This window comes from Cognatundibacterium luofuense, from assembly GCF_018139685.1.
Classification (GTDB): Bacteria; Pseudomonadota; Gammaproteobacteria; order Burkholderiales; family Burkholderiaceae_D; genus Undibacterium; species Undibacterium luofuense.
In genome coordinates this window covers 115933-142827 of sequence record NZ_JAGSPN010000007.1, presented here as the reverse complement: position 1 = coordinate 142827, position 26895 = coordinate 115933, and the positions used below count along the sequence as shown (strand labels likewise).

30 protein-coding genes are annotated in these 26895 nt (G+C 52.3%); 20 read left to right on the top strand and 10 right to left on the bottom strand.

The window, feature by feature from the left end; translation table 11 throughout:
- Window positions 1-115: 115 nt before the first annotated feature.
- The 3 genes from KDM89_RS11250 to yjgA all read right to left on the bottom strand — a co-directional run bounded on the left by KDM89_RS11250 (window position 116) and on the right by yjgA (window position 2190).
- Window positions 116-799 carry an alpha/beta hydrolase gene (locus tag KDM89_RS11250; RefSeq protein WP_212688084.1) on the bottom strand — a complete coding sequence of 228 codons (684 nt, stop codon included), beginning with the start codon at window positions 797-799 and terminating at the stop codon, window positions 116-118.
- 169 nt (window positions 800-968) lie between these two features.
- Window positions 969-1589 (bottom strand): molybdopterin adenylyltransferase, encoded by a 621-nt coding sequence (gene mog, locus KDM89_RS11245; protein WP_230427812.1) that lies wholly within the window; start codon window positions 1587-1589, stop codon window positions 969-971.
- Window positions 1582-2190: a ribosome biogenesis factor YjgA gene (gene yjgA, locus KDM89_RS11240; protein WP_212688024.1), complete on the bottom strand. Its 609-nt coding sequence runs from the start codon at window positions 2188-2190 to the stop codon at window positions 1582-1584. Before yjgA ends, mog begins: the two co-directional genes overlap by 8 nt.
- A gap of 229 nt (window positions 2191-2419) precedes the next feature.
- Between yjgA and pmbA the strand changes: the two genes are divergently transcribed.
- Complete coding sequence (pmbA, locus tag KDM89_RS11235) at window positions 2420-3772, top strand: metalloprotease PmbA (RefSeq protein WP_212688023.1); 1353 nt, start codon at window positions 2420-2422, stop codon at window positions 3770-3772.
- 112 nt (window positions 3773-3884) lie between these two features.
- Window positions 3885-4691: a pseudouridine synthase gene (locus KDM89_RS11230; RefSeq protein WP_212688022.1), complete on the top strand. Its 807-nt coding sequence runs from the start codon at window positions 3885-3887 to the stop codon at window positions 4689-4691.
- A 223-nt stretch (window positions 4692-4914) separates the two neighbouring features.
- Here the strand turns inward: KDM89_RS11230 and argH are convergent, their stop codons facing one another.
- On the bottom strand, window positions 4915-6309 hold the full coding sequence (argH, locus tag KDM89_RS11225) for an argininosuccinate lyase (RefSeq protein ID WP_212688021.1): 1395 nt from the start codon (window positions 6307-6309) through the stop codon (window positions 4915-4917).
- A gap of 101 nt (window positions 6310-6410) precedes the next feature.
- Here argH and KDM89_RS11220 point away from each other — a divergent pair, with 101 nt between their 5' ends.
- Both KDM89_RS11220 and KDM89_RS11215 read left to right on the top strand, forming a co-directional pair.
- Window positions 6411-7448 (top strand): sensor histidine kinase, encoded by a 1038-nt coding sequence (locus tag KDM89_RS11220; protein ID WP_212688020.1) that lies wholly within the window; start codon window positions 6411-6413, stop codon window positions 7446-7448.
- A complete protein-coding gene (locus KDM89_RS11215) occupies window positions 7445-8239 on the top strand; it encodes a LytR/AlgR family response regulator transcription factor (RefSeq protein WP_230427811.1) in 795 nt (264 codons plus the stop codon). The genes KDM89_RS11220 and KDM89_RS11215 overlap by 4 nt, the downstream gene beginning before the upstream one ends.
- A 107-nt stretch (window positions 8240-8346) precedes the next feature.
- Here KDM89_RS11215 and KDM89_RS11210 read toward each other — a convergent pair whose 3' ends face one another.
- The gene (locus KDM89_RS11210; protein WP_212688019.1) at window positions 8347-8598 is read right to left on the bottom strand and encodes a hypothetical protein; all 252 of its coding nucleotides are present in this window, start codon (window positions 8596-8598) and stop codon (window positions 8347-8349) included.
- 1607 nt (window positions 8599-10205) lie between these two features.
- Between KDM89_RS11210 and KDM89_RS11205 the strand changes: the two genes are divergently transcribed.
- Together KDM89_RS11205 and KDM89_RS11200 are read left to right on the top strand one after the other, a co-directional pair.
- Window positions 10206-11294, top strand: coding sequence for a hypothetical protein (locus tag KDM89_RS11205; RefSeq protein ID WP_212688018.1), 1089 nt, complete (start codon window positions 10206-10208; stop codon window positions 11292-11294).
- A 28-nt stretch (window positions 11295-11322) separates the two neighbouring features.
- On the top strand, window positions 11323-11997 hold the full coding sequence (locus KDM89_RS11200; protein WP_212688017.1) for a hypothetical protein: 675 nt from the start codon (window positions 11323-11325) through the stop codon (window positions 11995-11997).
- A gap of 137 nt (window positions 11998-12134) precedes the next feature.
- Here the strand turns inward: KDM89_RS11200 and KDM89_RS11195 are convergent, their stop codons facing one another.
- Genes KDM89_RS11195 through KDM89_RS11185 form a run of 3 tightly spaced genes read right to left on the bottom strand, consistent with a single transcriptional unit; the run spans window position 12135 to window position 15228 of the window.
- Window positions 12135-12347 (bottom strand): DUF2116 family Zn-ribbon domain-containing protein, encoded by a 213-nt coding sequence (locus KDM89_RS11195; RefSeq protein ID WP_212688016.1) that lies wholly within the window; start codon window positions 12345-12347, stop codon window positions 12135-12137.
- Window positions 12344-13375, bottom strand: coding sequence for a phage portal protein (locus KDM89_RS11190; RefSeq protein WP_230427818.1), 1032 nt, complete (start codon window positions 13373-13375; stop codon window positions 12344-12346). The genes KDM89_RS11195 and KDM89_RS11190 overlap by 4 nt, the downstream gene beginning before the upstream one ends.
- A gap of 14 nt (window positions 13376-13389) precedes the next feature.
- Window positions 13390-15228 carry a terminase ATPase subunit family protein gene (locus KDM89_RS11185; protein ID WP_212688014.1) on the bottom strand — a complete coding sequence of 613 codons (1839 nt, stop codon included), beginning with the start codon at window positions 15226-15228 and terminating at the stop codon, window positions 13390-13392.
- 150 nt (window positions 15229-15378) lie between these two features.
- Here KDM89_RS11185 and KDM89_RS11180 point away from each other — a divergent pair, with 150 nt between their 5' ends.
- The 9 genes from KDM89_RS11180 (at window position 15379) to KDM89_RS11140 (ending at window position 20422) form a co-directional block, all read left to right on the top strand.
- Window positions 15379-16218 carry a GPO family capsid scaffolding protein gene (locus KDM89_RS11180; RefSeq protein ID WP_212688013.1) on the top strand — a complete coding sequence of 280 codons (840 nt, stop codon included), beginning with the start codon at window positions 15379-15381 and terminating at the stop codon, window positions 16216-16218.
- A gap of 58 nt (window positions 16219-16276) precedes the next feature.
- Complete coding sequence (locus tag KDM89_RS11175; protein WP_212688012.1) at window positions 16277-17281, top strand: phage major capsid protein, P2 family; 1005 nt, start codon at window positions 16277-16279, stop codon at window positions 17279-17281.
- A 2-nt stretch (window positions 17282-17283) separates the two neighbouring features.
- Window positions 17284-17985, top strand: a complete 702-nt coding sequence (gene gpM / locus KDM89_RS11170) for a phage terminase small subunit (RefSeq protein WP_212688011.1) — start codon at window positions 17284-17286, stop codon at window positions 17983-17985.
- A gap of 92 nt (window positions 17986-18077) precedes the next feature.
- Window positions 18078-18554 carry a head completion/stabilization protein gene (locus KDM89_RS11165; protein ID WP_212688010.1) on the top strand — a complete coding sequence of 159 codons (477 nt, stop codon included), beginning with the start codon at window positions 18078-18080 and terminating at the stop codon, window positions 18552-18554.
- Entirely contained in the window at window positions 18554-18760 is a 207-nt protein-coding gene (locus KDM89_RS11160; protein WP_212688009.1) for a tail protein X, read from the top strand. The genes KDM89_RS11165 and KDM89_RS11160 overlap by 1 nt, the downstream gene beginning before the upstream one ends.
- Window positions 18761-18764: 4 nt before the next feature.
- Entirely contained in the window at window positions 18765-18974 is a 210-nt protein-coding gene (locus KDM89_RS11155; protein WP_212688008.1) for a phage holin family protein, read from the top strand.
- On the top strand, window positions 18961-19461 hold the full coding sequence (locus KDM89_RS11150) for a lysozyme (RefSeq protein ID WP_212688007.1): 501 nt from the start codon (window positions 18961-18963) through the stop codon (window positions 19459-19461). Before KDM89_RS11155 ends, KDM89_RS11150 begins: the two co-directional genes overlap by 14 nt.
- Window position 19462: 1 nt before the next feature.
- Window positions 19463-19951: a phage tail protein gene (locus tag KDM89_RS11145; protein WP_212688006.1), complete on the top strand. Its 489-nt coding sequence runs from the start codon at window positions 19463-19465 to the stop codon at window positions 19949-19951.
- Window positions 19952-19954: 3 nt separating this feature from the next.
- A complete protein-coding gene (locus KDM89_RS11140; protein WP_212688005.1) occupies window positions 19955-20422 on the top strand; it encodes a phage virion morphogenesis protein in 468 nt (155 codons plus the stop codon).
- Between the two features lie 30 nt (window positions 20423-20452).
- On the opposite strand, the gene KDM89_RS11135 is transcribed toward KDM89_RS11140, so the two are convergent.
- Together KDM89_RS11135 and KDM89_RS11130 are read right to left on the bottom strand one after the other, a co-directional pair.
- Window positions 20453-21217 (bottom strand): DNA adenine methylase, encoded by a 765-nt coding sequence (locus KDM89_RS11135; protein WP_212688004.1) that lies wholly within the window; start codon window positions 21215-21217, stop codon window positions 20453-20455.
- A complete protein-coding gene (locus KDM89_RS11130) occupies window positions 21144-21374 on the bottom strand; it encodes a Com family DNA-binding transcriptional regulator (protein ID WP_212688081.1) in 231 nt (76 codons plus the stop codon). The genes KDM89_RS11135 and KDM89_RS11130 overlap by 74 nt, the downstream gene beginning before the upstream one ends.
- Before the next feature lie 248 nt (window positions 21375-21622).
- On the opposite strand from KDM89_RS11130, the gene KDM89_RS11125 reads away from it, so the two are divergent.
- Genes KDM89_RS11125 through KDM89_RS11105 form a run of 5 tightly spaced genes read left to right on the top strand, consistent with a single transcriptional unit; the run spans window position 21623 to window position 26894 of the window.
- Window positions 21623-22282, top strand: coding sequence for a phage baseplate assembly protein V (locus KDM89_RS11125; RefSeq protein WP_212688003.1), 660 nt, complete (start codon window positions 21623-21625; stop codon window positions 22280-22282).
- Entirely contained in the window at window positions 22279-22638 is a 360-nt protein-coding gene (locus tag KDM89_RS11120) for a GPW/gp25 family protein (RefSeq protein ID WP_212688002.1), read from the top strand. Before KDM89_RS11125 ends, KDM89_RS11120 begins: the two co-directional genes overlap by 4 nt.
- Complete coding sequence (locus KDM89_RS11115; RefSeq protein ID WP_212688001.1) at window positions 22635-23540, top strand: baseplate J/gp47 family protein; 906 nt, start codon at window positions 22635-22637, stop codon at window positions 23538-23540. Before KDM89_RS11120 ends, KDM89_RS11115 begins: the two co-directional genes overlap by 4 nt.
- Window positions 23533-24153 carry a phage tail protein I gene (locus tag KDM89_RS11110; RefSeq protein WP_212688000.1) on the top strand — a complete coding sequence of 207 codons (621 nt, stop codon included), beginning with the start codon at window positions 23533-23535 and terminating at the stop codon, window positions 24151-24153. Before KDM89_RS11115 ends, KDM89_RS11110 begins: the two co-directional genes overlap by 8 nt.
- Entirely contained in the window at window positions 24150-26894 is a 2745-nt protein-coding gene (locus KDM89_RS11105; protein ID WP_212687999.1) for a phage tail protein, read from the top strand. The genes KDM89_RS11110 and KDM89_RS11105 overlap by 4 nt, the downstream gene beginning before the upstream one ends.
- Window position 26895: the final 1 nt, after the last annotated feature.

The window sequence follows — 26895 nt, the reverse complement described above, 5'->3', positions numbered from 1 at the left end:
CAGCACTCTGGCGGTCGTCGGCAGAAAGTCTGGTTGTCCGTAAAACACAAATGCGGATAACTGCACAGTCATCCGCATTTTTATATTGTCCGGCAGAGTGATTTGATGCTCAGCCTCAGCCCTGACGGATTGCCGCGCAGACGCGGTTCAGCCATGCAGAGATATCCTGAACTTCCTGCATGTTCATCGAGTGCTGCATGAAATACTGGTGCCATTCAACAGAGTAGCCGAGCGAGTTCAGCAGATCACGTGCCTGTTCGGCGCGCTGCAGAGGAACAACCGGATCATGCACGCCATGCGCCAGAAACACCGGTGTGCTTTGATTTGCAGCATCGCGTTCAGCAGCAATTTTGTCCGCCAGTGGCATGTAACCGGACAGGCAGATCAGACCCGCGAGTTTTTCCGGATAACGCAAACCGGTTTGCAGCGTCATGGCGCAACCCTGAGAGAAACCGGCGAGGAAAATACGCGAAGCCGGAATGCCGCGCTGGATTTCGCGCAGGATCAGTTTTTCGATTTCGATTTGCGAAACGCGCAAACCCGCTTCATCTTCGCGGCGTGCAATATCAGTGCCCAGAATGTCATACCAGGCGCGCATCACATAACCATTATTGATGGTTACTGGCATCATCGGTGCATCCGGGAAAATAAAGCGGATTGCGCCGGTGCGGCTTAAATCCAGTTCTTTGACCAGAGAAACGAAGGAGCGGCCTTCATCGCCCAGACCATGCATCCAGATAATGGAAAATTCCGGATTCTGGCCGGATTCGACTTCGGTAAAGTGCAGCAGAGAACTCATAGAGCGTGACTTTCGTTGTGAAGTGGAGTTTGCAGTCGCAGAAATGCCCGCATACGCCGCTGCGGCAACACCACCGCTTGCCAGCGTCAGTGCCAGCAAGGCTTTGGTCGTGGTGCGACGATTCGGTGATGCAGGCATGTATTCAGATCCGGCAGAGCAGCCCGCCTGTTCAGACAGGTTTGGCTGGACGGATGGCCGATTTCGGACGGAACGCCGCGCAGACTTCGCTGCGTGTTTCCGCATACGGGCCGCCGATCAGATCGATGCAGTAAGGCACGGCCGCGAAAATGCCCGGCACAATGACTTTGCCATCGGCATCGCGCAATCCTTGCAGCGTTTCGCGGATGGATTTTGGCTGACCCGGCAAATTCATGATCAGTGCAGCATGCGTATCCGTTTCACGGATCACCGCCACCTGACGCGACAAAATCGCGGTCGGCACAAAGCGCAGACTGATCTGGCGCATTTGCTCGCCGAAACCCGGCATTTCTTTGGTGCCGATGGCCAGCGTGGCTTCCGGTGTCACATCGCGCCGCGCAGGGCCGGTGCCACCGGTCGTCAGAATCAGATCGCAGTGCAGGTTGTCGCACAAATCAACCAGCGTGGCTTCGATTTGCGCGCGTTCATCCGGAATCAGGCGATCGTGGATTTCAAACGGGGAGCTTAGTGCGCTGGCGAGCCATTCGCGCAGCGCGGGAATGCCCTGATCCTGATAGGTGCCGGACGAAGCGCGGTCTGACACCGAGACCAGACCGATGCGCAAAGCGCGTTCGGTCAGACCATCACTCATCGTCTTCCTCGTCATCATCGCCGGCCGCTGCATCAGCAGCCGCTTTGGCATCCAGTGCAGCCTGATGTGCGCACTGTTTCAGAATCTGGAAAATTTCACGATACGCTTTTGGCGGTTTGCTTTCGGCTTGTTCTTTGCGCGCGTTACGGATCAGCGTGCGCATTTGCTGCGCATCCAGTTCAGGATAATCAGACAGCAGTGTGGTCAGCGTATTTTCATCAGTCAGCAGCAGGTCGCGGCGGCGTTCCAGAGAATGCATCAGCGCGGTTTCTGCTTTGGAGCTGCCTTTCCAGCTGTCGATGGTGCGCTGGATAGTCGCAACTTCTTCTTCAGTCAGCGAACGCATTTTCTTACCGACGTATTGCATCTGACGACGGCGGCCTTCATGATTTTTGATTTTCTGGCATTCCAGAATTGCGTCGCGCACATCTTCTGGCATAGGCACACGTTTAACGCGGTCACGCGGCTGGTCAACCAGCTCGCCGCCCAGCTTTTGCAGGGCATCCATTTCGCGCTTTAACTGGGATTTGGACGGACGGTCGTACTCTTGCTCAAACTCATTGGACTGGAATCCGCAGGAGCCACGGTTCGGATTTGGCATAATTCAGCGCCTTTACTATATAAACTCATTGAAACGGCTGCTATGATAACCGTTTTACTGAGGATAGATGCGATTTTGGGCTGCCGCAAGGCCGTAAGTCCCTGAAAAAGATCGCAAAATCCGGCGTACGGCAAGATAACGCAGACCCGCCCGCCAGCACGCTGTCCGGCAATATTGATATTGTTTTGGTAATCTCTGTCTTTTCTCTTACAACCAGAAACTTCCGCTTATGAGCAAACCCGTATTTACCCACACGCAGGAACAGTTAAAGCAAATCGCCGCTGATGTGTTGCAGTTCGCACGCGAAAAAGGCGCAAGCGACGCCGCGGTGGAAATCAGTGAAGGCGAAGGCCTGTCGGTTGGTGTGCGTAAAGGGAAAGTAGAAACCATCGAACAAAACCGTGACAAGGGAATCGGTGTAACGGTGTATCTGGGACAGCGTCGCGGCAATGCCAGCACTTCTGATTTTTCGCTGCAGTCGCTGCGCGATACGGTGGATGCTGCTTACAACATTGCGCGTTTCACCGCAGAAGATGACTGCGCCGGTTTGCCGGATGAAGCATTGATGGAAACCAGTCCGCGCGATCTGAAGCTCTGTTATCCGTGGAAAATTTCTGCAGAAGAAGCGATGGAAATCGCGCTGCGCGCAGAAAACGCAGCATTTGCCGTCGATAAGCGCATCACCAATAGCGAAGGCGCAGGCGTGCATTTGCAGCAGTCGCATTTCGTGCATGCAAATTCGCGTGGTTTTGTCGGTGGTTATCCGGTCTCGCGTCATACGATTTCTGTTTGTCCGATTGCAGGTCGCGGCGCAAAAATGCAGCGCGACGACTGGTATTCCTCGCAACGTAATCCGAAAAAACTGGCAGCGCCCGAAGATATCGGCCGTTACGCCGCTGAACGCGCACTGGCGCGTCTGAATGGCCGCAAGCTGGATACACGCAAGTGTCCGGTGTTATTTGAAGCGCCGCTGGCAGCAGGTTTGCTCGGTTCACTGGTGCAGGCAACGGCGGGTACGGCGCTGTACCGCAAGTCGACATTCCTGCTGGATTCGCTCGGTACACAGATTTTCCCGGAACACATCAGCGTGATCGAAGATCCGCATGTAATCGGCGGCTCCGGCTCTGCGCCTTTCGATGACGAAGGCGTGCGTACGCAAAAGCGTGATCTGGTCAAAGACGGCGTGCTGCAAGGCTATTTCCTGTCTTCGTATTCCGCCCGCAAACTGGGGATGACCACTACCGGTAATGCCGGTGGTTCGCATAACCTGCGCTTCGCTTCTAAGCTGACCCGTAAAGCAGATACCTTCGAAGGCATGCTGCGCAAAATGGGTACTGGCTTGCTGGTGACGGAACTGATGGGGCAGGGCGTGAATTATGTCAGCGGCGATTATTCGCGCGGCGCATCCGGTTACTGGGTGGAAAACGGCGTGATTCAGTATCCAGTTGAGGAAGTGACGATTGCCGGAAATCTGCGCAGTATGTACATGCAAATCGCGGGCATCGGTAACGATACACTGATACGCGGCAACAAAGAAACCGGCTCGATTCTGATTGAAGAAATGATGGTGGCGGGTAGTTAAACCCTGCTGCAGCCTGAAGGTTTTCCGACAACGCGTCCCGCAGCGGACGCGTTGTGCTTTTCAGAAGCTGGATTTTCTGAATTGGTTTATTAAGCAAATAAATGATAAGTAAATGGGTGTGCTGATGATGTCCGTGAATGCTGAAACTCCCGCAGAAACTCCCGCAGAAACCGCAGCCGAAACGCTGGATGTGATTTATCGCGATGAATACCTGATTGCAGTACACAAGCCTTCCGGTTTGCTGGTGCATCGCAGTGAAATTGATCGTCACGAAACCCGTTTCGCTTTGCAGATCGTGCGTGATCAGATCGGGCAGTATGTGTATCCGGTGCACCGGCTCGATAAACCGACCTCCGGCATATTGCTGATGGCGTTGAAAAAGGAAACGGCGCAGCATCTGACGCTGCAATTCGCAGAGCAGCGCATTCATAAGCAGTATCAGGCCTTAGTACGTGGTTTTGTGCAGGCACAGGGTTATATCGATCATGCGTTGGGGCGGGTGGAAGATGATTATGACGATGCGACCACCGAAGAAAAACAAAGCGCGCAAACCCGCTATGAACGTGTGCAATGCTTTGAAATTCCGGCGCTGATCGAGCGTTATCCGGTCAGCCGTTTTTCGCTGGTGAATGTGTTTCCTGAAACCGGACGCCAGCACCAGATACGCCGTCACTTCAAGCATATTTTTCATCCGCTGATTGGTGATGTGCGTTACGGACGCGGTGCGTATAACCGCTATTTCCGCGAGCATTTTGATTGTCACCGGCTGATGCTGGCATGCACTGCGATGAGCTTGCAGCATCCGGTCAGTGGCGAACTGTTGCAATTGGATTGTCCGCCTGCCGCCATGTTTGCCGACACACTGAAGGCCATGCAAGCGTTTGTCTGTAAGCCGCCTGAGACTGGCGTATCTGCCTGAAATGCCGGGTCGTATTGTGCAGCTATCCGCATTTGTCATTTCCGGAGAGCCGGACTTTCTGCCGACGACCGCCGGATCGCTATGCAGAACACCGCATTTGGGTCATTTTTGCCAGCTCAAACCGGGTTTTTGAATATTCCCGAGCGCAGGCTGATTCTGACTACTGCTTGCCAAACAAAAAGCCACCCGCAGGTGGCTTTCGTCTTTTCAGCAGAAACAGCGATCAGTTCAGGGCTGCGCGGGCGCGGGCAATCGCCAGGCGCACTTGTTCCGGCGCGGTACCGCCAACATGATTACGTGCAGCAACCGAGCCTTCCAGTGTCAGCACTTCAAACACATCGTCACCGATCAGTGCCGAGTAAGCCTGCAGTTCTGCCAGCGGCAATTCGCTGAGATCGCAGTTTTTCTCAACGCAGGTACGCACTGCATGCGCCACAGCTTCATGCGCATCACGGAAAGGCAGACCTTTTTTGACCAGATAGTCGGCCAGATCGGTTGCCGTGGCATAGCCCTGGAATGCAGCGGCGCGCATCGCATCCGGTTTGACACGAATACCGGTAGCCAGATCGGCAAAAATACGCAGCGTGTCGACCAGTGTGTCCACGGTGTCGAACAGCGGTTCTTTGTCTTCCTGATTGTCTTTGTTGTACGCCAGCGGCTGGCCTTTCATCAGGGTCAGCAGGGCGATCAGATGACCATTCACGCGACCGGTTTTGCCACGCGCCAGTTCCGGTACGTCCGGATTTTTCTTTTGCGGCATGATCGACGAGCCAGTGCAGAAACGGTCTGCCATATCGATGAAGCCTACGCGCGGACTCATCCAGATAATCAGCTCTTCCGACATACGCGAAATATGCGTCATGATCAGCGCAGCTGCAGCACAGAATTCAATCGCGAAATCGCGGTCAGACACCGCATCCAGCGAGTTGTAGCACACCGCATCGAAGCCCAGTGTGGCGGCAACACGTTCACGGTCAATCGGAAAGGTCGTGCCAGCCAGCGCCGCTGCACCCAGCGGCAGGCGGTTCACGCGTTTACGGCAATCGAGCAAACGTTCAGTATCGCGACTGAACATTTCCACATACGCCAGCATGTGGTGACCGAAGGTAATCGGCTGCGCTACCTGCATATGAGTGAAGCCCGGCAGAATGGTATCGGTATTTTGTTCTGCCAGATTAATCAGCGCAGCGCGTAAATCTTTCAGTAAGCCAACGATCTGATCAATCGCGCCGCGCAGATACAAACGGATATCCGTTGCGACCTGATCATTACGCGAACGGCCGGTGTGCAGGCGTTTGCCGGCATCGCCTACCAGTTCGGTCAGACGTTTTTCGATATTCAGATGCACATCTTCCAGATCCAGCAACCAGGTGAACTGACCGTTGCGGATTTCGTCAAGAATCTGCGCCATTCCGCGCTGGATATCTGCATGATCCTGTGTTGTGATGATGCCTTGCGCGCACAGCATTTCTGCATGGGCTAAAGAACCCTGAATATCGACTTCCGCCATGCGGTTATCGAAAAAAACAGAAGCTGTATAACGTTTGACGAGATCGGAAACCGGTTCGGAAAAGCGTGCCGACCAGGCTTCGCTTTTTTTCTGGAATTGTGATGTCATGTTGCTCATTCGCCGTAGATTACTGCGTTTTTGTCGGAAATTTCCATACGATTATAAAGCAATGGCGCATAATTCCCTCAGATAATCAGCCCTTTTTTGCTATGCGGAAAACAGAAAATACCCCGGTGTTAGAAGCCTTCATTCCGGATTGTTGCAATGCCGGCGTGCTTTTCCGCATTCTGGCGGCGGTCAGTGGCGGTTTGTTTCTGATTCTGGCGGCGCGCGGCGAAACCGGATTGCTGCTCCTGCAAAATTTCGCGGAAGCAGTGGCGCTGATGGTGCCGGTGGTGCTGGGTTCGGTGCTGATTCTGTGCAAGCTGCGCACCGTCATGCCGAAAGCAGGTTTGCATCCGTGGTTGCAGCGTTTGTCGTGCGGCATGGTGCCCGCCATACTGATCTGGCTGGTGGCGGAATTGTTTCGCATGATTGATGTGCTGGACGTGATTTATCCGCGTTTTCAGCGCTTGCCAGTCATGGCGACTGTATTTGTAACAGGCATGGCGCTGCAGCGTTATTTCGAATTACGCACCCGCGCTTACTCACCGGTACTGGCGGAAGCCAGATTGCAGGCTTTGCAAGCCCGCATCCGGCCGCATTTCCTGTTTAATAGTCTGAATACTGTGTTATCACTGATCCGGCAAGATCCGCGTCGTGCTGAGCGGGTGCTGGAAGATCTGTCCGATCTGTTCCGCGCACTGATGCGCGATGCGCGCATTATGATTTCTCTGGAAGATGAATTGCAGCTTTGCAAACAATATCTGGCAATCGAAAGCGTGCGTCTCGGAGAGCGCTTGCAAACAGACTGGCAGATTACCGGACTGACTGATGCAGATATCAGGGAGATACAAGTACCTGCGCTGTTATTGCAGCCGTTAATCGAAAATGCCGTGCATTACGGTGTCGAGCCTTCGTTACAAGTTGCAACCGTTTCGATACATTTGAAAAAAAGTTTAAATAAAGTTGATGTCACTGTTAAAAATCCGCAGCATACGCCTGGTTATGCAGCGTCCGGTAATCAGATTGCACTAGACAATATCCGACAAAGACTGTCTTTGTTATACGATGTTGAGGCAGGGATGACCAGTGAGGCGCTGAATTCAGAATTTGTAGTAAAACTGTATTTCCCGGCGAAAAAATGAAAACTGAGCAAATGTTCAAAATAGCGATTGTGGATGACGAAGCCCCTGCACGTGTGCGTTTGCACACCTTGCTGGATGACATTGCACATGAATTTCCCCACGAAGTCGTGGCCGAGACCGGTGATGCGCAAGAGGCCTTGCGCCTGATGCAATCGGTAAAACCTGATGTCATTCTGCTGGATGTGCAGATGCCGGTCATGACTGGTATTGAATTCGCCAAGGCCTTGCGTGCCGCTTCCGGCGAAGGTGATCGTCCGCAAATCATTTATATCACCGCATATGAAGAATTTGCATTGCCAGCGTTTGAGGTGCAGGCAACCGATTACCTGTTAAAACCGGTGCGTGCCAGCCGTTTGCTGGAATCCTTGCGCCGTGTGCGTGCACGTTTGCCGCAGCCGGAAATCAATGGTTCGGATGATCGCCGTCCTGCGCGTACCAGCTTCTCTATTATGGAGCGTGGTCGTGTGGTAATGGTGCCTGTCTCCGAAGTGTTGTTCATGAAAGCGGATCAGAAGTATGTATCTCTTCATACGCCTTTCCGCTCTTACCTGATTGAAGATTCGCTGACTTCGCTGGAAGCAGAATTCCCGGATCGTTTCGTGCGCGTGCACCGTAATGCACTGGTGCGTCGCAGTGCGATTGCGGGCGTCGAAAAGGTTGTTCAGTCGGTCAGCCGTCCGAATGGTGACGAAAAAGTTTCTGAAGGCTGGCAAGTGCTGGTCGCTGGTTGCGCCGAGAAATTGCCGGTGTCTCGCCGTCAGTGGTCAGTGATTAAGCCGCTGGTGCGTTGATTGGCAAACGTCCCGTCTTTACGGCGGGAAATAATAAAAAAGCCCGCTGAATTGCGGGCTTTTTGCTTTTAAGGGATTTCCGGATCGTGGCATTGCCGGAATCCGGCTTACTGATCCTGTTCGTCGTCTTCAGATCGCCAGACCGGTAAGCCGGTGTCGTCCAGAGATTCATCTTTGATCCATGCGGGCAGGCCGGTGATGTCGGTAGGACCCAGTTCTTCGAGCAGATTCAGTTGTTCCTGACGGCGACGCGGCTTGCGTCCTGCCGGAACTATTTTTTTCTGATCAGGCAGATCAAAGGGTAGCGGGAGCTCAAAGCCCGGCAACTCCAGTGTCGCGTTGTCTTTGTGATCTTTCATTTACCCGTGTCAGCCTGGTTACGAATCAGCCTGCGCATCACGCAAAACGCAATAATCCGCCATCAGAAAAATTTCCTGTTGGTGTTAAGAGTATTGTTTGAGTTGGTGCGGACGCACGCTGAAGAGAGATTTGGTTGCGGGGGCACGCACCTTACATTGTAGACAGCGCGTGTTAATTCTCGATCGCGCATCAGTCCCACATCTGTACAGATAGTCTCAGAGGCAAACTGCTTCGACTCGAGACACATACCCACTAACAACCCCAAATAATTTAAGGGCGCGAGGATATCACGCATCAGGCGTTTTTGCATCAAAAACAGGACATTTTTTAAAATTAAGTACCCCTCGGGAAAAAGGTAACATGGGTAACTATCATTTTGAAAGTGAACCTAAGTCTTTGTTGCATAAGGGTTTAATGCTGTTTGATAAAAGGTAACTTAAAGGTAATACAGAAGTAACTAGGTTACCCCAGTAAATAGTAATTTTGAGCAGATGTAATTTCCTTTTAAATCAAAGGCTTGGCAAAAGATTACCTTTTCAGTTACCTGTGATTACCATTTGAAGGTAACTATGCAAGCCCTTATAAATCAATGACTTATCGTGCCTTTGCATGGTCGGTTACTGAGGTTACCTTTTTCCCGACCATGATCTGAAATCTCCTTCCAGAGCCGGGATACCCAGTGCCCAAGAAAATGGGTTTGGCTGCGTTAATTTGCGTCACTTTTTTGGTGTGGAAAAACCGGTGTGAAGCTAATCAGGCACTATGTTTGCGCGGTGACGCAAAACTGAGTGAAAACAACCCTATTTAGCGGGCAGGCGAGGTGGGGGGGCGACTGCGCGCCGGGGATGAAAAGCCTGGAAAATGCGATAAAGTTGCATAAAAGCAACAAATGCTACGGGGCGCATCGAGGGGACGTTCTGATGGTGAACTAAATACCGAGGGAAGCTCAAGTTGGCAGCAACCGTGTAACTGGCTCAAAGCAGCATCGTAAGGTGAATTAAAAGGTGCCGGCGCAAAGATCATCACGCCAGAAGAAATGGAACTATCCCGGTTCTGGAAGACTGGATAAAGAAACAAATTTAAGAGAATCTCGCTGCATAACATTCACCTGATGGTGAGCTAAATACCGAGGGAAGCTCATCTCGATGAATCGACTTATTTAGCGACTCGTCAGTTCCCCTACTTGTGCGGAGTGAAATTCCACTTGATGAGGTCAGTCGAGAAAATATTAAAAAAGGGCAGACGATGTAGGGCAAACTGTTCTATGAGTTGCTCGCCTTCGCACAGGCGGGTGTATTAAAAATAGTGAAGACGATATTGCGAATCGCTTGATGCATCAGCGAATACATCAACTAAAAAAATTTTTAAGATATGAAGACAAATCGTAAATGAAAATATATGCAATAAACTATCATGTGCACTTTTTTGTGCGCATGTGCAATGCGATTGCGAAGAATTTGTGGCTTTCATGTAACAAAAATGCAAATAAAATAATATTAGTTTGAGTTAATTGATGAAATGTCTAAAATCCATGGTTAGTATATTTTTTCATTTATCACTCAATGAAAAATACACCTCATTCAAAAAAAATTTAAGGAGTTTAAGAATGAAAAAACCTAGGAGTTTCACATTTTTTTATTTTATATTTTTTATTTCTAGCTTATTTGCAGTCTTAAATAACGTCAACGCGCAACAAATTGCCAATGTCAGTTTTAATTCCACATTAACTGAGCAAGATCTACAAACCCAATTACAGCAAAAATCATTTGCACCTGGCTACAAACTGAGCTATAGCAAATACGATGTAAAGCAAGGATTAGAAACGATCTATGAAAGCATTGATGGTAAGAAAATTTACTTTCGCTCCATCGATGCAGGAAAAAATAAATTTCAACTTCGTGTGTCCCATTACAACCCAACGAGCCGAAAAATTGAAGTATTAGTTGAAACAAAAGCAGTAGATGGAAAAAATAAATTATTGGTTGCAGGAACCGATTTAATGGAAGTCATTGCCTTCGGTCGTAAAAATAAACGATTTCAGTCACATCACTTAAAAAAATTAAGAACTTTTATGCGTAGCGATGAAGGCATTGCCACTATGGATGGTATCGCAGCTATTTATCTAGTATTGGAAACGAATGCAAGCACTCCAGAGGTTGAAAAATTCAAAGTACCTTTAGGCGGTATTCGCACCGCACTGGAACTCATTACTAGCCAATACAATGGCATTGATCATCTAGATCAATTAGTCCCCGCCGACAAAATTAAATCATTACAAGACAATTGCTCCGTATCAGGAAAATGCATTATTTCTAATAAAATGTTTTCCTTACATAAATCCGGTTTTTTTGATGTATTGAGCTCCATCAAACCTGCTCATGCATCCAAACTAGCTGCAGCACCTAGTTGTTTGAAGTCGAGTAGCCCAGCGGGCAGTGCTTTAACAGCTTCCGGAGGTAATTGTAGCGACCCGTTGGAATGTTGTGGACGATGCGGAATAGGGTGCGAAGGTCCCTTAGGCCAAGTTTGGACTAGTGAATGCTTTGGTCACGATAATTGCGTTAGTCAATTCAGCCATTTAGAATGCATGTTTGGAACGCCTGGAGACTGTAGGGGTAACTGTAGTAGTCTATTAGATGCCATTGGTAGCTTTTTATGTGAAACTATATTTTCATGGTTTTGCGGTAGCCCTTAATCCCAAACTTTACCAAAGGCAATAAATTATGTTTACACTGAAGCAAAAATTAAGATGGATACTTCATTTTGTTTTTATCGGTACGTTCTTAGTCGGTTGCAATGGTACTAGCGTCGTCGATATACATTTTGAAGGCGAAGTAGATCATTACACGCAAGACTCAAAAAGTCCGATACAAACGGTTTCAATCGATGATAATGTTATCAAAGATTCCTCACTTTTGTTCCCAATAATGTCTATGAAGATGGATGCACTTTCCATGCAAATAAGATTGAGCAGTCATTTTTCTAATTGGATTATCCACAATCAATCTAACAAAACTATTCGTTTTCGGTTCGACGAATTAAAATGTGTTGGCCGAGATTCCCAAACTTTATCAGCACTTCCACTGAATGGAATATTGACTGGTCTCATCAGTAAAGAAGATAAACGTGTTACAAAGCTTGCCCCTGTCACACCTATAGAGATCAATCCAACAGAGAACCGCTGGATAGATCCTTACCCTAAGTTTGATAAATTAACTATATTCAATACTTGTAGCTGGCGCAAAAACGGTGAAGCACCCAAAGAAATTAAGGATTTATCTGATTTGATCGGCACAGAATTTGCGCTCGCCTTACCATATGAAAGCGAAGGAAAAACGGGGCAGTATGTGTTTCGTCTCAAAATCAAAAACGTGGGCAGTCGGGTTTCTTACTTTTAAATTAGCCAAGTTGAGCTTCCCCTGAGATTTAGTTCCTCAAAGGTGACGTAAAATCAACGAAACTTTGGAAAGACAAACGATGTTGTCAATTAAGTCCGGTAACGTTTGCGCTGGAAAATTTCTTCCTCAGAGTTGCCTTACAACCCGCCAGCAATCCTCAAAGCCCGCTGCTCCTTATCATAATCATCCCGGCATTCCCTGCAACAGAACAACTGGTTGATAGCGACAGCCTCATCGCAGAACACGCAGTGTCCGTCACTCTGTAGCGGGCTGTGTCGGCGGGCGTTGGCGATGGCAGAGTGAAGGAAGGTTTCGATATTTTGTTCAGCCTGGTCTGCGTGGTCGCTCATTTGCCTGCTCCGACAGTTTGCAAGAGTTTGGAAGAATCAAACCGGATTACCTCTTCACCCAGCCATTCATTGACCTGCATGAATCGGGCTTGCAATGGCTCCAGCTCGTTTTGAATGAATACCCGGGCGGCAGGCTCGACAGCGCCGAAACCGCCGGTATTGTTAGGAACCAGCCCAAGCAACTGCGGCGGCACACGATGCGCGGCCAGCATGTCGTCGCGGGTAACCCCCTTGATATTGAAAAATTCATCCTTCGCGGCCACCTCAGAAACCGGAATTAACTGGATCCCGTCTTTCTTACCATTCGGCGCATACATAAACACATTGCGGAAATTGCCCGGCCCCTTACTTTGCTTCAGCGCCTCACGCATCGCATCCACATCTGTCTGATTCTGTGCGGCGTCAGTCATATACAAAATGAAACCCGCATGGCTCCCGTTCTGGTAATACTTCCTTCTGAAAAGCGTTGCCGCCTCATTCAGCCAGGCAGAATGCAAGGCACTCAGATACTCCGGTAAGCCATAAATCTCCTGATTGATATCAGCCTCGACCAGATGAAAGACAGAACCGGGGGCAAATTCATGCTCCTCTTTCCAGCCATACACATACAGATAAGCATTCAGATCAGACACCCGGCGCCGCATATACTTCGCCAGGGCAGGGCAAAGCTTCAGAGAACCCTGCAGCCGGTTTCGTTTGTGCTCCAGATAAGCATTCCCGAACACCAGAAAATCCAGCGCAAACCGGCTGAAATCATCCCTGCTCAATAAGCGGTGCGGAACAAACGTCGATGCCAGCAAATTACGCTTGGCGTAAATCGCAGAACTGTGATGAACACTCGCCCGGAAAGACCGCGCCAAACCGTCAAAACTGACCGGTGGCTCGTAATAACGCCCGTTAGACCAGCTCTCGATGTAATCCAGAATTTCAGCGCGATCCAGTACCGGTACCGGATCCCCAAAGCTGAACACCTCCATTGCAGCCGCACCGGATCCACCACGCTCCTGCACGTGTGAATCTGAAGCCATAGGCAAACTGCCATTCATGTATAAATCTCCATAAACGAAGAACCGTTATGAACACCACCGTCCAGTGGTTCATGATCCAAAGCGTGCATACAGGCCCATGCCAGATCAGCATGGCCAGTCTCCTCACTCCGGTCGGCCCTGTAAGTCACCAGCTGACCACTCGCAGTCAGCGTTTTTTTGATTGCCATAAACGACTGCGCCAGATCCGTAGCACCCGCATCGAACTCGAGGCGCCCCTTACTGATCACATCTTTGGCTTTGAGAACCATCCGGCTTTTCACCGCAGGGTCATATTTGATATTGGTCACGCCCGGGAAGAAGTTACGCACCAGCTGGAACACACCTTCACCCAAACCCGTTGCATCAATGCCGATAAATGCCACGTGATAGCGAATCGTCGCCTGACGTATTGCCTCTGCCTGCGAAGTAAAATCCATGCCCCGGAACTGCAGCCGCTCCAGAACCCTGAACTTACCGCCCGCAACCTTTGGTGGTGCCACAATCACCAGCCCGGCACTATCGCCCGTCAGTGCCGGGTCATAACCAATCCAGATCGGGTTATCACCATAAGGCCGGGTCGTAAATGGCTTAAAGTCAGTCCAGTCCACCCACGCATCCACCATGCACTTCTGCAAATCACTCAGCGGAAAAACCGACTCCGTGTCATCGATAAAATTGCACATCAACAAGTTATCGAACTGGTCCGGGCTGTACTCGTAAGTGCGCAGCTCATCGATGTCGAACAAATTACAACCGCCGCGCTCCGCATCCATAATCGTCACAATCTGGCGCCAGATCTTGTCCTCACCGGTAAAGCCGCTCTGCAGTTTCCCGTGGCTGACATCAATGCTCACCTGATCTTTTTTCGGTCTGCGCTTATTGAAGAGATCGCCTGTCCAGAACGAATAGGCTTCATGCGTAATGCTGGAAGGGGTCGAAAAATAGGTTTTACGCCACTGCTTATGCAGCGCCATACCAGACGCAACTTTATTCAGCTCCTGAAACTTATGCGTCCAGAAAAATTCATCGAAATAGAAATTCCCGTGGTAACCCTGCGCAGTACGCGCATTGGTACCCAGAAAATACAAATGCGCCCCGTTCGGCAACACAATCGGATCACCAGATAACTCAATGCCGGCAGCATCTTTCGCAAACTGCGTGATGTACTGCTTAAACACATGCGCCTGCGCTTTCGATGCAGACAGAAAGATCTGATTACGGCCGGTTTCAAACGCATCCGCCAGCGCCTCCCGGGCAAAATACCAGGTCGCACCAATCTGCCTTGATTTCAGAATCACACGGGTTCGCTGATGCCCGTTGCGCAACCAGATTTTCTGATAATCAAACAGCGAATCGCGGAAAGCCTCCAGCAACTGATCCCGCTGCTCCTCGCTGAAATCATTCCGCACCGGCTTACGCTTCGGGCCCGCATTCCGGTTTGCCAGTCTGGGATTCAGATCAACCTCATTACCACCCGGCGCCTCATAACGCCGTACCCGCGCCATCTGCACCACCTGACGCGTCAGCAAATCAATTTCCTTGAAGTCACCGCCGGTTTTTACCTCCTTGGCGATCAACTGAACCAGCCGCGCATCCAGCGCCGTCTCAATCTTCTCAATGACAGACGCCTTATCCCACTTATCCCGATCACACCAGCTCTGCACCGTACTGCGCTTGATCCCCAAATGGCGGGCAATTGAAGAAACCCGCCAGCCTTGCCAGTACAAGGCACGGGCAGCGCGGCGCGCATCCGTTACCGGCTCATCAGGTGCAGACTCCGGTACCGGATGCACCGGTGACAGCGGTGCATCTGCTTCATCTTCCAGCACAAGGGATTCGTCATTTTCAATCATGCCGCCAGCGTAGGGGCTTCGCGCGCGCGGCGTCAGATTTAGCGAGTTGATAAGATTTTTAACAACCCCTCACTCGTTGATGCATCCGGCACCAAAGTCGACCATGTGGACTTCATTTCCCATCACGTGTGCGAACTCCGCTAATACATCATGTCCAAAAAATACAAATCCAAATTTTTTCGCGTAGCGGTTGAGGGCGCAACCACCGACGGCCGCGTCATTGCTCGCAACTGGATCGAACAAATGGCCAAAAACTTTGATCCGGCAAAGTATGGCGCCCGGATCTGGCTCGAACATATTCGCGGCACCATGCCAGACAGCACCTTCCGCGCCTATGGCGATGTCACCGCAGTCAAAGCAGAAGAAATCACGATCGACGGCGCAAAAAAACTGGCCCTGTTTGCCCAGATTGAACCAACGCCGGATCTGGTTGCTATGACCAAAGCGCGGCAAAAAATTTATACCAGCGTCGAAATCAATGAAAAATTCGCAGATACAGGCGAAGCCTATCTGGTAGGGCTCGGCGTCACCGACAGCCCGGCCAGCCTCGGAACCGAAGTGCTCGCATTTGCAGCACAAAACCCTTCCGTCAATCCATTCGCAACCCGCAAGGCCAGTCCGGACAACCTGTTTTCAGCAGCCACAGAAACGGTTCTCGAATTCGATGAGATCGACCCGAGCAGCACCGAAACCACCACGCTCAGCACCAAAGTCAAAGAACTCCTCAAACGCTTTGGCAGCAAATCCCGCGTCGATGACGAACGCTTTAACGACATCACCCAGGCAGTGGAATCGTTGTTAGAGCACACCGAACAACAGGAAGCCCGATTCAGCGAAGCAACAGCGCAGATCAGCGCATTGCAGGAATCGCTCAACACCATGTCAACCGAGTTCGCCAGCCTGAAACAGCAGCTCGAAAACGAACCGGAAAACCACCACCAGCGGCCACCATCCACAGGTGGCAACGGTACTCAGCAAACAGACTGCTGATTCACAGACAGGCAGCAACGCAACCCAATTCGCAAGCAGAATCCCGGAGAAAAGCGCAATGAAAAACACCACCCGCAAAGCCTATAACGCCCTGTTAACCCGCCTTGGCGAACTCAATGGCGTAGCAGACGTCACAAAAACCTTTGCCGTCGAACCCTCAGTACAGCAAACCCTCGAAACCAAAATTCAGGAATCCAGCGAGTTTCTCAGCAAAATCAACATCATCGGCGTCACCGAAATGGAAGGTGAAAAGCTGAAGCTCGGCATCACCGGCCCCATTGCAGGCCGCACCGATACCAATCAGACAGAACGCCAAACGCGTGATCTGAGCGAACTCAGCAACGACAAATATAAGTGCGTTAAAACCGATTTCGACACCCATATCCCGTATGCCAAACTGGATGCCTGGGCAAAGTTTGCTGACTTCCAGACACGCATTCGCGACGTTATTCTGCGCCGCCAGGCACTGGACCGCATCGTTATCGGCTTTAACGGCACCTCCGTTGCCGCCAACACAGATCTGGCAGCCAACCCCATGCTGCAAGACGTGAACAAAGGCTGGCTGCAAGTCATGCGCGAAAAAGCACCGCAACGCGTACTGGGATCCGGCAAAACACCAGGCACCGTCAAAGTGGGTAACGGTGGCGACTATGCCAATCTGGATGCCGCCGTGTTCGATGCCATCACCATGATCGATCCATGGTTCCGCGACGATACCCAACTGGTTGCCATCGTTGGCCGCGAGCTGATGCACGATAAATACTTCCCGCTGGTCAATAAGCAGCAGGGCAACGTCGAAACACTGGCTGCAGACGTCGTCATCAGCCAAAAGCGCATCGGCGGGCTGCAGGCTGTCACTGTGCCATTCTTCCCGGCCAACGCCATCCTGATCACGCGCTTCGATAACCTCTCCATTTACTTTCAGGAAGGTGCACGCCGCCGCCACGTGATTGAAAATCCAAAACGCGATCGTATTGAAAACTACGAATCGTCCAATGATGCCTACGTGATCGAAGACTACGGCATGGCAGCCATGATCGAACACATTGAACTGGTAGATTAATCATGGCGCGCACCAGTCCCGCACAACAGCACTACCAGCGCACGCTGGCAGCAATGGCCGCAGCCACCGCAGCACCGGGCAGCGTCGTTACAGGCAGCGCTTACGATCTGATGTGTGCCAAGCTCATCACAGACCGTCAGCGCCTGAAACAAATCCAGTCGATACAACGCAAAATCGAAGTCAAACGCGAACTCCTGCCGGAATATCAAAGCTGGATTGATGGCGCGCTATCCGCCGGCAGCGGGGCGCAAGACACCGTCTTAACCACGGTCTTCGTCTGGCATATCGACGTGGGTGATTTTGCGCGTGCGCTGCAAATTGCACAGTACGTTCTGCATCACAAACTCAAACTGCCGGACCAGTACAACCGCGACACAGCAACCCTGCTGCTGGATGAAATCCCGGATGCCTTCATACAGGGCGCAGACATACCCGGGGTGGATGCAATCGGCATTCTGAAACAGGTAGAGCAACTCACGACGGGTGCAGATGCGCCAGATCAGGCCAGAGCCAAGCTGTACAAAGCACTGGGCTATGCCTGCATTGCCAGCATTGGTGAAGAAGACCTGACACCAGAGCAGTTGCCAATAGCAGGGGAGGCGCTGCAGCACCTGCAACGCGCACTGGATCTGTTCAATGGCATCGGCGTCAAGAAAGACATAGAAAGGCTGGAACGCCGCATTAAAAAAGCGACGCCAGCATAAAGAGCAGCCCCCCGGCGCACGGCGGCGCGGGTGAAAGACCAATCACGATTCAGGTCTGCAACCCGCCCACCGCCGACTCACAGAAAGCGATCATGTCATTTATTGCTACCTCAAACCCCGGTACCGCCCAGAAAGACATCATCAGCAATGACGGTTTTTTTCCGGATATCAGTATTCAGACCCTGCGCGACAAAACCCGTATCGATGGAACCGTGACTGACGACCGCCTGATCGATGCAACAGTGGCCGCCATCATCCATGTCAATAACCAGCTGCAAACCTTCCGCCAAAAGCAAACGGATGCAGGCTATCAGCACATGGCAGAAGTACCCGCCGCACAAGTCAACCAGTCCAGTGTGCTGATCGCCCACTATTTTCGGGCTGTGTATTGCACCGCCAAAGCAGACCTGATCGAGCGTTATTCAGACTACGACACAACAGCCACCTCACTGGACGACAAAAAACTGGTCGGCTGGCTATCCAGCGGGCCAGACGAGCAGCGTCGCAATGCCCAATGGGCAATCAGCGACATCATCGGCAGATCCCACGTCACCGTCGAGCTGATCTGATGCAAGTCACCACCCGGCAAAACGACACACTGGATCTGCTGTGCTGGCGCCACCTGGGCGCCGCTTCCGGCGTCGTTGAACAAACGCTGAAACTCAATCCGGGCATTGCTGACCACGGAACGATTCTGCCAACCGGCATCACCGTCACACTGCCGCAGCAAGCTGCCCGGGTAAGTACCAAAAAGATGATCAACCTATGGGATTGACGTGATGGAACCACGTATCGAGTACATCAAAGCCGCACCACCGGTCACAATCAGCACCATCTCCCTGCTGGGCATTCCGTTAAACGAATGGGTGTTTATCAGCACCATCGGCTACACCGTTTTGCTGACCATATTTCTTATCCGCGACAAGCTGGTGTATCCCTGGCTGGAACGCAGACGTGCACTGAAACGGGCAAATTATGGCGACCGATAACATCCGCAACAGGCTGGCGGCAGCAGGCATTGCAGCTGCACTGTCATTGATCATTACCTTTGAAGGCACCAGACAAAACGCCTATCTGGATCCGGTCAGTATTCCCACCATTTGTCGCGGCCATACCGGCGGCGTCAAACTCGGGCAAACCGCAACCATCGAACAATGCGACGAGCTGACAGTGCAAGACTTACTAAAAGCCAAAGCCGTGCTGGATAGCTGCGTCAAAGTCCCCCTGAATAACAATCAGCGGGCAGCCTTCACTTCATTCATCTTTAACGTTGGCCCCGGCAAAGAAGGCGTCAAAGACGGCTTTTGTGTTCTCAGATCCGGCCGCCCGTCCACCATGCTCAGGCTCATCAACGCCGGCGATGCCGCCAGCGCATGCCGCGAAATGTCGAAATGGGTGTACGCAGGCGACAAAGCCCTGCAAGGGCTGGTAAGACGGCGTGCAGCAGAGCGCGAACTGTGTTTAAGGCCAGAGTAAGATGTACAAGCCAAACAGCCTGCGTCAGCACCTGAGCACAGCCAATCCGGATCTCAGGCGCGATCCGGATAAATTGCTGGTATTTGCAGACGAGGGCAGGCTGATCTGCACCGGCACTGCATCACGCTCGTTTGAATACGCCTACAAGCTCAACGTCATCATCACCGATTTTGGCGGCGACGAAGACGCCATCATGGTGCCATTGCTGGACTGGATCGCCACCCACCAGCCAGACATCCTCGGCAACGAAGAAAAACGCCAGCGCGGTATTCGCTTCATCGTTGACTTCAACAACCACGATTCAGTCGACATATCACTGGAAATCGAACTGACCGAACGCGTCATCGTGAAAGCGCAACAAGGCCGCCTCGATATCAAACACGTTGGCGAACCCGTACTGGCGCCAGATTACGCCCACCCGTACTGGGCACTCTACAAAGGCGAAACACTGCTCGCAGAATGGCAGCTCTCCACAGACATTGGCATGTAAAGCATGGCTAACGACTTAACCGCGCTGGAACAATGGGCAGGTGCCTTGCTGGCCAGACTGGAACCCGCCGCCAGACGGAAAGTCAATCAGCAGGTTGCACAAGACCTGCGCCGCAGCCAGCAGCAACGCATCAAAGCACAGCAATCGCCGGAAGGCACGCCCTATGCGGCAAGAAAGCCCCGGAAGCAACTCAGAGAAAAGCAGGGCAGAATCAAAAAGCAAAAAGCAGCTATGTTCGGCAAGTTACGGACATCAGCGCATCTGAAACTCAATGCCGATGCCAATCAGATAGCAGTAGGATTTTTAGGACGTGTAGCCCGCATTGCCCGCGTCCACCAGTTCGGTTTAAGGGACACCGTTTGCAAAAATGGCCCGGAAGTCCAGTACGCCGAACGTCAGCTGCTAGGCTTCAGTTCAGCGGACCGTGAATTGATTAAGGATTCGTTGTTACGGCATTTGGCCGAAAAGTAAGTGGTTTTCTAATGGTTGAATTTCGTCTTGTTACCAGTTTCGGATAATCAATTCGCTCGCTTTTTTCTTTGATCGGGTTGCCCCTCCAATTGTGTAGTTAATCTCAGCAGTTTCAATATTCAGCCCGTCAAATACAGAACGCATTTCTGGAATATCGTTGACGCTGATCACCATTTTTCCTTTGATGGATCGCGCAATATCTGCCATCAGTGCATATTGCTCTAGCCCGAAGTCAACCCCGTAACCCTCTGTCCCCCAGTAAGGCGGATCGCAATAAAAAAGCGTGTGTGGCCGGTCATATCGCTTTATGCAATCCATCCACGGTAAGTTTTCGATCACCGTGCCAGACAGGCGCAAGTGTGCGGCACTGAAATCTTCTTGTAAGCGGAGCAGATTTAATCTCGGGCCCCGGTCAGTCTGAACACCGAACGCCTGCCCATCTACCTTCCCACCAAAAGCTGTTTTTTGCAGGTAGTAAAAGCGGGCGGCGCGCTGAATATCTGTCAGTTGCTCGGTCGTCTGATTCTGATGCCACTCAAATTGGCGCCGGCCAACCAAGGTCCAGCGAAATTCGTCAATTAGCGCATCCAGATGGAATTTGATCACCCTGTAAAGGTTCATCAGTTCGCCGTTAATATCATTGAGGACTTCGGCTTCGGTGGGTTCTTTCAAAAAATAGATAGCAGCAGCGCCGCTGAACGGTTCAACATAACACTGATGCTCAGGGAACAGCGGGATGATACGTTTGGCGAGACGACGTTTGCCGCCGATCCAGGGAATGATCGGTTTGCTCAATATTTACTCCAGATAAGGATGCGCGATGGCATTCTGCTTCGGAGCTCATGGCCCTCAAGTGATTCATCGATTTACAACGTGAGCATTTAATGGTGAGAGCGATAAATTCGCCCTCACCAAGTTTTTTGGAACAAGTTCCACAACGGATATCCTGCATTTTCATAGTGACGAAAAATATGATAGCCTTGGCGCGCCTGTGCACAGGTGACGCGGTCTTAGGCCAATCTTGCAGGGCTTTCTGCGAGGGCGGTGGCGTGCCTGATGTTAGCGCATCATGTACGTCGCCGCGTCCTGATCTCACTATCTCATAAGCCTCGCGCGCGTGAGCTGCGCAATAGGTTGATAAGCTTTTTAGCAACCCTCCGTAACGTGACCCTGTAAGCGGTTCACGTCATCATCGTCAGCATGGAATTCAATCTTGCTGACCTCTCTCGCCGCTTAGAAAATGTGATTCGCTTTGGCACCATTGCTGAAGTGAAGCACAGTCGCACACCGCGAGTGCGCGTTAAGCTGGGGGACATTACCACCAACTGGCTGCGTGTCGTTGCAGCCCGTGCCGGTGCCACCAAAACATGGAATCCGCCCACAACAGGGGAACAGTGCATTGTGTTTTCACCTTCGGGGGAACTCGGTGCAGGTATCGTTCTGCCGGGCTTAAACAGTGCCCACCATCCGGCACCGGACGACGATCAGCACAACATCCGCACAACGTATCCGGATGGCGCGGTGATGGATTACAACCACCAGAGCCACGCGCTGGTGGTCACGCTGCCAGAAGGCGCAACGGCCGTGATCACGGTACCGGGCGCCGTTACCGTCAAATCCGAGTCAATTACCCTCGATGCACCACAAACCACCTGTACCGGAAACCTGCTGGTCGAAAAAACGCTGACCTATCAGGCAGGCATGGTTGGTTACGGTACCGCAGACGGCGCAGGCGGATCTGCAGCAACAATTCACGGCAGTCTGCACGCCACGGAAGATATCACCGCAGGCGAAATCAGCGTTCAGAAACACCGGCATCGTGAACAAGGCGATGGCGAAATCGTGAGCGAGCCGCTATGAAAGGCATGGCTGCGACAACCGGTCAGCATGTGGCGGGGCTGGACCACTTACGCCAAAGCATTGCCGATATTCTCACCACGCCGATTGGCAGCCGCGTGATGCGAAGAGACTACGGCAGCCTGCTGTTTGATCTGATCGATCAACCCGACAACGGCATTACCCAGCTCAGGCTGTATGCAGCCACAGCAACGGCTTTGCTGCGTTGGGAGCCGCGCCTCAAACTCACACAAGTCAACATCTATCGCACAGAGGTACCAGGGCGCGTGTTGCTGGAGCTGAAAGGCAAACTGGTTCAGGCAGTCTCTGCAGATCAGGTCAGTTTAAGTGTTCCTCTTGATCTGACAGGTGCCGCATGAGCATCGTCCTGAGCAGCCTGCCAGCACCGGATATTGTCGAAGTCATCGACTTTGAAACCATTTACGCAGAACGCAAAGCCGCCTTTCTCGCGTTGTATCCCGCCGATCAGCGCGCGGAAGTGCAGGCTGCACTGGCACTGGAATCTGAACCCATTGCAAAGCTGCTGCAGGAAAGTGCCTACCGCGAAATCGTCTGGCGTCAGCGCGTGAACGATGCAGCCCGCGCAGTGATGCTGAGCTTTGCACGCGGCGCAGATCTGGATCAGATTTCTGGCAATGTCAATGTGCAGCGTCTGGTGGTCACACCGGCAAACAGCAACGCTTTTCCGCCAACGCCAGCGGTGATGGAGTCAGACGACGCACTGCGTGAACGCACCTTGCAGGCATTTGAAGGTTTATCCGTTGCAGGCCCGCGCAATGCGTACATCTTTCATGCGCGCTCTGCAGATGGCCGTGTTGCTGATGCCAGTGCCATCAGCCCGGCGCCCACCGAAGTGGTGGTTTCCATTTTGTCGATTGCCGGCGATGGTGCCGCACCAGCGGATCTGCTTCGCGCTGTCGAGCTTGCACTAAACGATGAAGATATCCGGCCAGTGGGTGACCGTCTGGTCGTGCAGTCAGCAGAAGTTGTGCGCTATCACATCGATGCCAGCCTGTACCTCGATCAGGGGCCAGAGGCAGAACCTGTCCTGCAAGAGGCTGCCCGCCGCTTAGACGTGTATCGCAACACCCTGCGCCGTTTAGGCAGGCACATTAATCGCTCCGCCATCATTGCCGCCCTGCATGCAGAAGGCATTAAACGCGTCGTGCTGCATTCACCACCGGACGACATTGCCATCAGCCCGACACAAGCAGGCTACTGCGAGGCCGTGACCATTCGCAACGGAGGCGCAGATGCGTGACTTGCTGCCACCCAATGCCAGCACCCTTGAACGCAAGCTGGCAAAAGCATCTGCAGAGATTGAACGGGTACCGGTAACACTGCGTGAGCTGATTAATCCGGACAAATGCCCGGAAGCTTTGCTTCCCATGCTGGCATCGGCATTTTCAGTGGATTACTGGGATCCGGACTGGACGGCAGACATTAAGCGCGCATTCATTCGCAATGCATTCGACCTGCACAAAAAGAAGGGCACCATCACCGCGCTGCGCCGTGTGATTGCCCCGTTTGGCACGCTGGAAAAACTGACCGAGTGGTGGCAAGCCCAGCCACCGGCACCACGCGGCACATTCAAAGTGGCGATCAGCGTGCTGGATAGTGGCTTTTCCGGCGACATGTTCCCCGAGCTCGAGCGATTAATTGACGACGCTAAACCATTAAGCCGGCACCTGACAGGCATTGCCATCGTCAGTCAAACCCGTGGCTACAGCCGCACCGGCATTGCCGTGTACAGCGGGGATGAAATGACTATCTACCCATACACCAGTCCGGTCATTGCCTCTGCTGGCCGCTACAGCACCGGCGCAGCCATGCACAGCATCGACACCATGACCATTCAACCGGGAACAGCATGACACAGACCTATTTCGCCATCCTGACCGCCGCAGGCGAGGCAAAAGATGCCAAGTGCAAAGCGCAAGGCATTCCGTTCAAAATTACGGCCATGGCCGTTGGTGATGGCGGCGGCAACCTGCCAGTGCCAGACCGTGCCGCCACGCACCTGGTCAATGAATTACGCCGCGCACCGCTGAATCAATTATCGACCGATGCCGTCAACACCAACCAGATCATTGCTGAACAGGTGATACCAGAAAACGTGGGTGGCTGGTGGATACGCGAACTTGGTCTGTTTGACGACGAAGGCAACCTGATTGCGATCGCCAATTGCCCGCCAACCTACAAACCCCTGCTGGCAGAAGGCTCCGGCCGCACGCAGGTAGTCCGCATGGTGCTGATCGTTTCCAGCATCAGTCAGGTCGAACTCAAAATCGATCCCGGTGTTGTCCTCGCCACGCGCCAGTATGTCGACGACAAAACAAAAAGCGTGCAGGAGCAAATGGGCTCCGGTCTGTATTCCAAAGATTACACCCGCATACTGCGTCCAGCCGGTGGTTATCTCAGCTCGGCAAGCCAGTTCGTTAACGGGGCATTACAGATCGTTTTGCCTGTCGGTTACAACAACACCATGCTGGTGATGAAAGTCAGGATCTATAACAATCTTGACGCCAGTTTGTACCTGCTCGAAATCGCAGGCTATCTCAATAAATCGTACACAGGCTGGGGCTATGTAAAAGCCTTATGCACTGCATCCGGCTATTACAAAAAGTTTGATATCCGCTTTGGTGATATCGATGGAAAGTGCGCCATCTGGATTGGCGCAAACAACGCCAGCTGGAATTTTCCGCAAGTTGAAATTCTGGATGTGCTGGCAGCTTATCAGGGGCAGGAAAAGGCACTGACAGAAGGCTGGAACTTATCATTCGTCACGACAGTAGGCCGCGTCACCGCAAGTACCACAACCGTTTCCGATGCGATGACTCTGCAAGGTGTGGCACCATCAACGCAGGCAGATCCGCTTGCCATTGCGCAGCGTGACAGCGCGGGTAAGTTAGCGGGCGACGTACTGGGTGCTGCAGCCTCGGCATCCCTGATAAAAGTGATTGATAGTTCGCGGTCTGCCAGTTTTGTGCAGCCGAACTTCAGCCCGCGCTCTGTACGCTGGGACTTTGTACTGTCGAACACCACTTACACTGGCGGCAAATACGCAGCGGTGATGACGGTTGCTCCGTTTGACGGCACCACAGCCAGCACCGGTGAATGCTCATACCAGATGGCATTCGGCAATACAGTCAGCAATGGTGGCTTACCGCAACTGCATATCCGTAACGGTATCGACTTCAACTGGAACGATTGGTATCAGGTCTGGCACAGCGGCAATCTCACCAAATTAAGTCAGCTGATTAACGACACGGGTTTTGTCGGCGGCACGCTGGAAAACTTCGGCATTACACAAACAGATGGCGGTGGTAACGGCATTTCTCTGTACGGCGGTACCGCAGCCGGTGCACCACGATTTGGCTTCATGTTTGCGAAAACCGCCACCTTTGGCCAGTACGGTGCAGTGAATCTGGACTGGGCAATTTACTTCACCATGACAGGTGATGACGGGCGCGGATGGCTATTCCGAAACCTCACCCGTAACAAAAATGTCGCTGCCATCAGCAACACCGGCGATGCGACATTTGAAGGCAGCGTTACCTCCTTAAAGGCAGAATCGTTCCGCGCTGTAAACGACACTGCGCAATATGTCTTCTACGCTGCCAACGGTACCCGCACAGGCTTTGTACAGTTCAATGCCGGTGGTTATGCCAATTTTATGCAGGACAGCGGTACCGGTATGCGCTGGGGCACAGCCGGTCAGTACTGGATGTCGCTGACCGCATCCGGCAGGCTTTTACTGGGCGCAACAGACAACGGCCTCGACAAACTGCAGGTAGAGGGCAGTATCTCTGCGAAAACCGGCTTTCGCGGTAGCTGGATCATTCCCGATGTACGCGCCAGTTCGTCAGCACCCAATACCTACCAAAACGCCGCTGCCACCATCGAATTTAAAGACATCGCCAAGGTAGATAATCCGCCGGCCCGTGCAAACAATAGCTACGGATACATTCTCACCGTCGTCGGTTATGACGCATCCGGTGCAGCTGGTGGCGGAACACCGGTGCAAATGTCGTTTGGCGATGGTCTGGCAGTGCGACAGGCAATCAACGGTACCAGCTGGGGCGCATGGCGGAAATTGTGGCATGACGGCAACCTGAGCAAGCTCAGCCAGTTAGAAAACGATGTCGGCATATTCCCATCCGGTACCCGTATGCCATTTGCGCAGGCGGCAGCGCCCACCGGCTGGACGCAGGATGTCAGCGACGCCGCAGATAACCGCATGCTGCGTGTCGTCAAAACCGCTGGCGGCGGTACCAACGGCACCCACAGCCCGATCATCAATAACGTGGTGCCCGCTCATACACACGGCTTCACCACCGGTAATGAAAGTGCCAGCCATACCCACGCGGTAAATGACCCCGGGCATACCCATCCCGGTGGTGAATCCGATCTGCAAAACCTGATCGGTGGCGAATACGGCGCTTATGTCCGCCTTAACTATCAACCGCAAAACAGAACAGGTACCGCAATGACTGGCATCAGCTTATCCGGCCAATCGTCCTCGCACACGCATACCGGCTCCACCGACAACGGCTCATCCGCCACAGACTGGAAACCGCGCTACATCGACATGATTATCTGCACCCGGAACTAAC

Coding starts and splice junctions, on each gene's coding strand:
- KDM89_RS11165 (WP_212688010.1), top strand. CDS start 18,078: ATGTCATTTATTGCTACCTCAAACCCCGGTACCGCCCAGAAAGACATC.
- KDM89_RS11220 (WP_212688020.1), top strand. CDS start 6,411: ATGCGGAAAACAGAAAATACCCCGGTGTTAGAAGCCTTCATTCCGGAT.
- argH (WP_212688021.1), bottom strand. CDS start 6,309: ATGACATCACAATTCCAGAAAAAAAGCGAAGCCTGGTCGGCACGCTTT.
- KDM89_RS11230 (WP_212688022.1), top strand. CDS start 3,885: ATGGGTGTGCTGATGATGTCCGTGAATGCTGAAACTCCCGCAGAAACT.
- KDM89_RS11250 (WP_212688084.1), bottom strand. CDS start 799: ATGAGTTCTCTGCTGCACTTTACCGAAGTCGAATCCGGCCAGAATCCG.
- KDM89_RS11210 (WP_212688019.1), bottom strand. CDS start 8,598: ATGAAAGATCACAAAGACAACGCGACACTGGAGTTGCCGGGCTTTGAG.
- mog (WP_230427812.1), bottom strand. CDS start 1,589: ATGAGTGATGGTCTGACCGAACGCGCTTTGCGCATCGGTCTGGTCTCG.
- gpM (WP_212688011.1), top strand. CDS start 17,284: ATGGCGCGCACCAGTCCCGCACAACAGCACTACCAGCGCACGCTGGCA.
- KDM89_RS11110 (WP_212688000.1), top strand. CDS start 23,533: ATGCGTGACTTGCTGCCACCCAATGCCAGCACCCTTGAACGCAAGCTG.
- KDM89_RS11150 (WP_212688007.1), top strand. CDS start 18,961: ATGGCGACCGATAACATCCGCAACAGGCTGGCGGCAGCAGGCATTGCA.
- yjgA (WP_212688024.1), bottom strand. CDS start 2,190: ATGCCAAATCCGAACCGTGGCTCCTGCGGATTCCAGTCCAATGAGTTT.
- KDM89_RS11130 (WP_212688081.1), bottom strand. CDS start 21,374: ATGCAGGATATCCGTTGTGGAACTTGTTCCAAAAAACTTGGTGAGGGC.
- KDM89_RS11125 (WP_212688003.1), top strand. CDS start 21,623: ATGGAATTCAATCTTGCTGACCTCTCTCGCCGCTTAGAAAATGTGATT.
- KDM89_RS11115 (WP_212688001.1), top strand. CDS start 22,635: ATGAGCATCGTCCTGAGCAGCCTGCCAGCACCGGATATTGTCGAAGTC.
- KDM89_RS11105 (WP_212687999.1), top strand. CDS start 24,150: ATGACACAGACCTATTTCGCCATCCTGACCGCCGCAGGCGAGGCAAAA.
- KDM89_RS11155 (WP_212688008.1), top strand. CDS start 18,765: ATGGAACCACGTATCGAGTACATCAAAGCCGCACCACCGGTCACAATC.
- KDM89_RS11185 (WP_212688014.1), bottom strand. CDS start 15,228: ATGATTGAAAATGACGAATCCCTTGTGCTGGAAGATGAAGCAGATGCA.
- KDM89_RS11160 (WP_212688009.1), top strand. CDS start 18,554: ATGCAAGTCACCACCCGGCAAAACGACACACTGGATCTGCTGTGCTGG.
- KDM89_RS11175 (WP_212688012.1), top strand. CDS start 16,277: ATGAAAAACACCACCCGCAAAGCCTATAACGCCCTGTTAACCCGCCTT.
- KDM89_RS11200 (WP_212688017.1), top strand. CDS start 11,323: ATGTTTACACTGAAGCAAAAATTAAGATGGATACTTCATTTTGTTTTT.
- KDM89_RS11215 (WP_230427811.1), top strand. CDS start 7,445: ATGAAAACTGAGCAAATGTTCAAAATAGCGATTGTGGATGACGAAGCC.
- KDM89_RS11120 (WP_212688002.1), top strand. CDS start 22,279: ATGAAAGGCATGGCTGCGACAACCGGTCAGCATGTGGCGGGGCTGGAC.
- KDM89_RS11205 (WP_212688018.1), top strand. CDS start 10,206: ATGAAAAAACCTAGGAGTTTCACATTTTTTTATTTTATATTTTTTATT.
- KDM89_RS11145 (WP_212688006.1), top strand. CDS start 19,463: ATGTACAAGCCAAACAGCCTGCGTCAGCACCTGAGCACAGCCAATCCG.
- KDM89_RS11195 (WP_212688016.1), bottom strand. CDS start 12,347: ATGAGCGACCACGCAGACCAGGCTGAACAAAATATCGAAACCTTCCTT.
- KDM89_RS11180 (WP_212688013.1), top strand. CDS start 15,379: ATGTCCAAAAAATACAAATCCAAATTTTTTCGCGTAGCGGTTGAGGGC.
- KDM89_RS11190 (WP_230427818.1), bottom strand. CDS start 13,375: ATGGCTTCAGATTCACACGTGCAGGAGCGTGGTGGATCCGGTGCGGCT.
- KDM89_RS11140 (WP_212688005.1), top strand. CDS start 19,955: ATGGCTAACGACTTAACCGCGCTGGAACAATGGGCAGGTGCCTTGCTG.
- pmbA (WP_212688023.1), top strand. CDS start 2,420: ATGAGCAAACCCGTATTTACCCACACGCAGGAACAGTTAAAGCAAATC.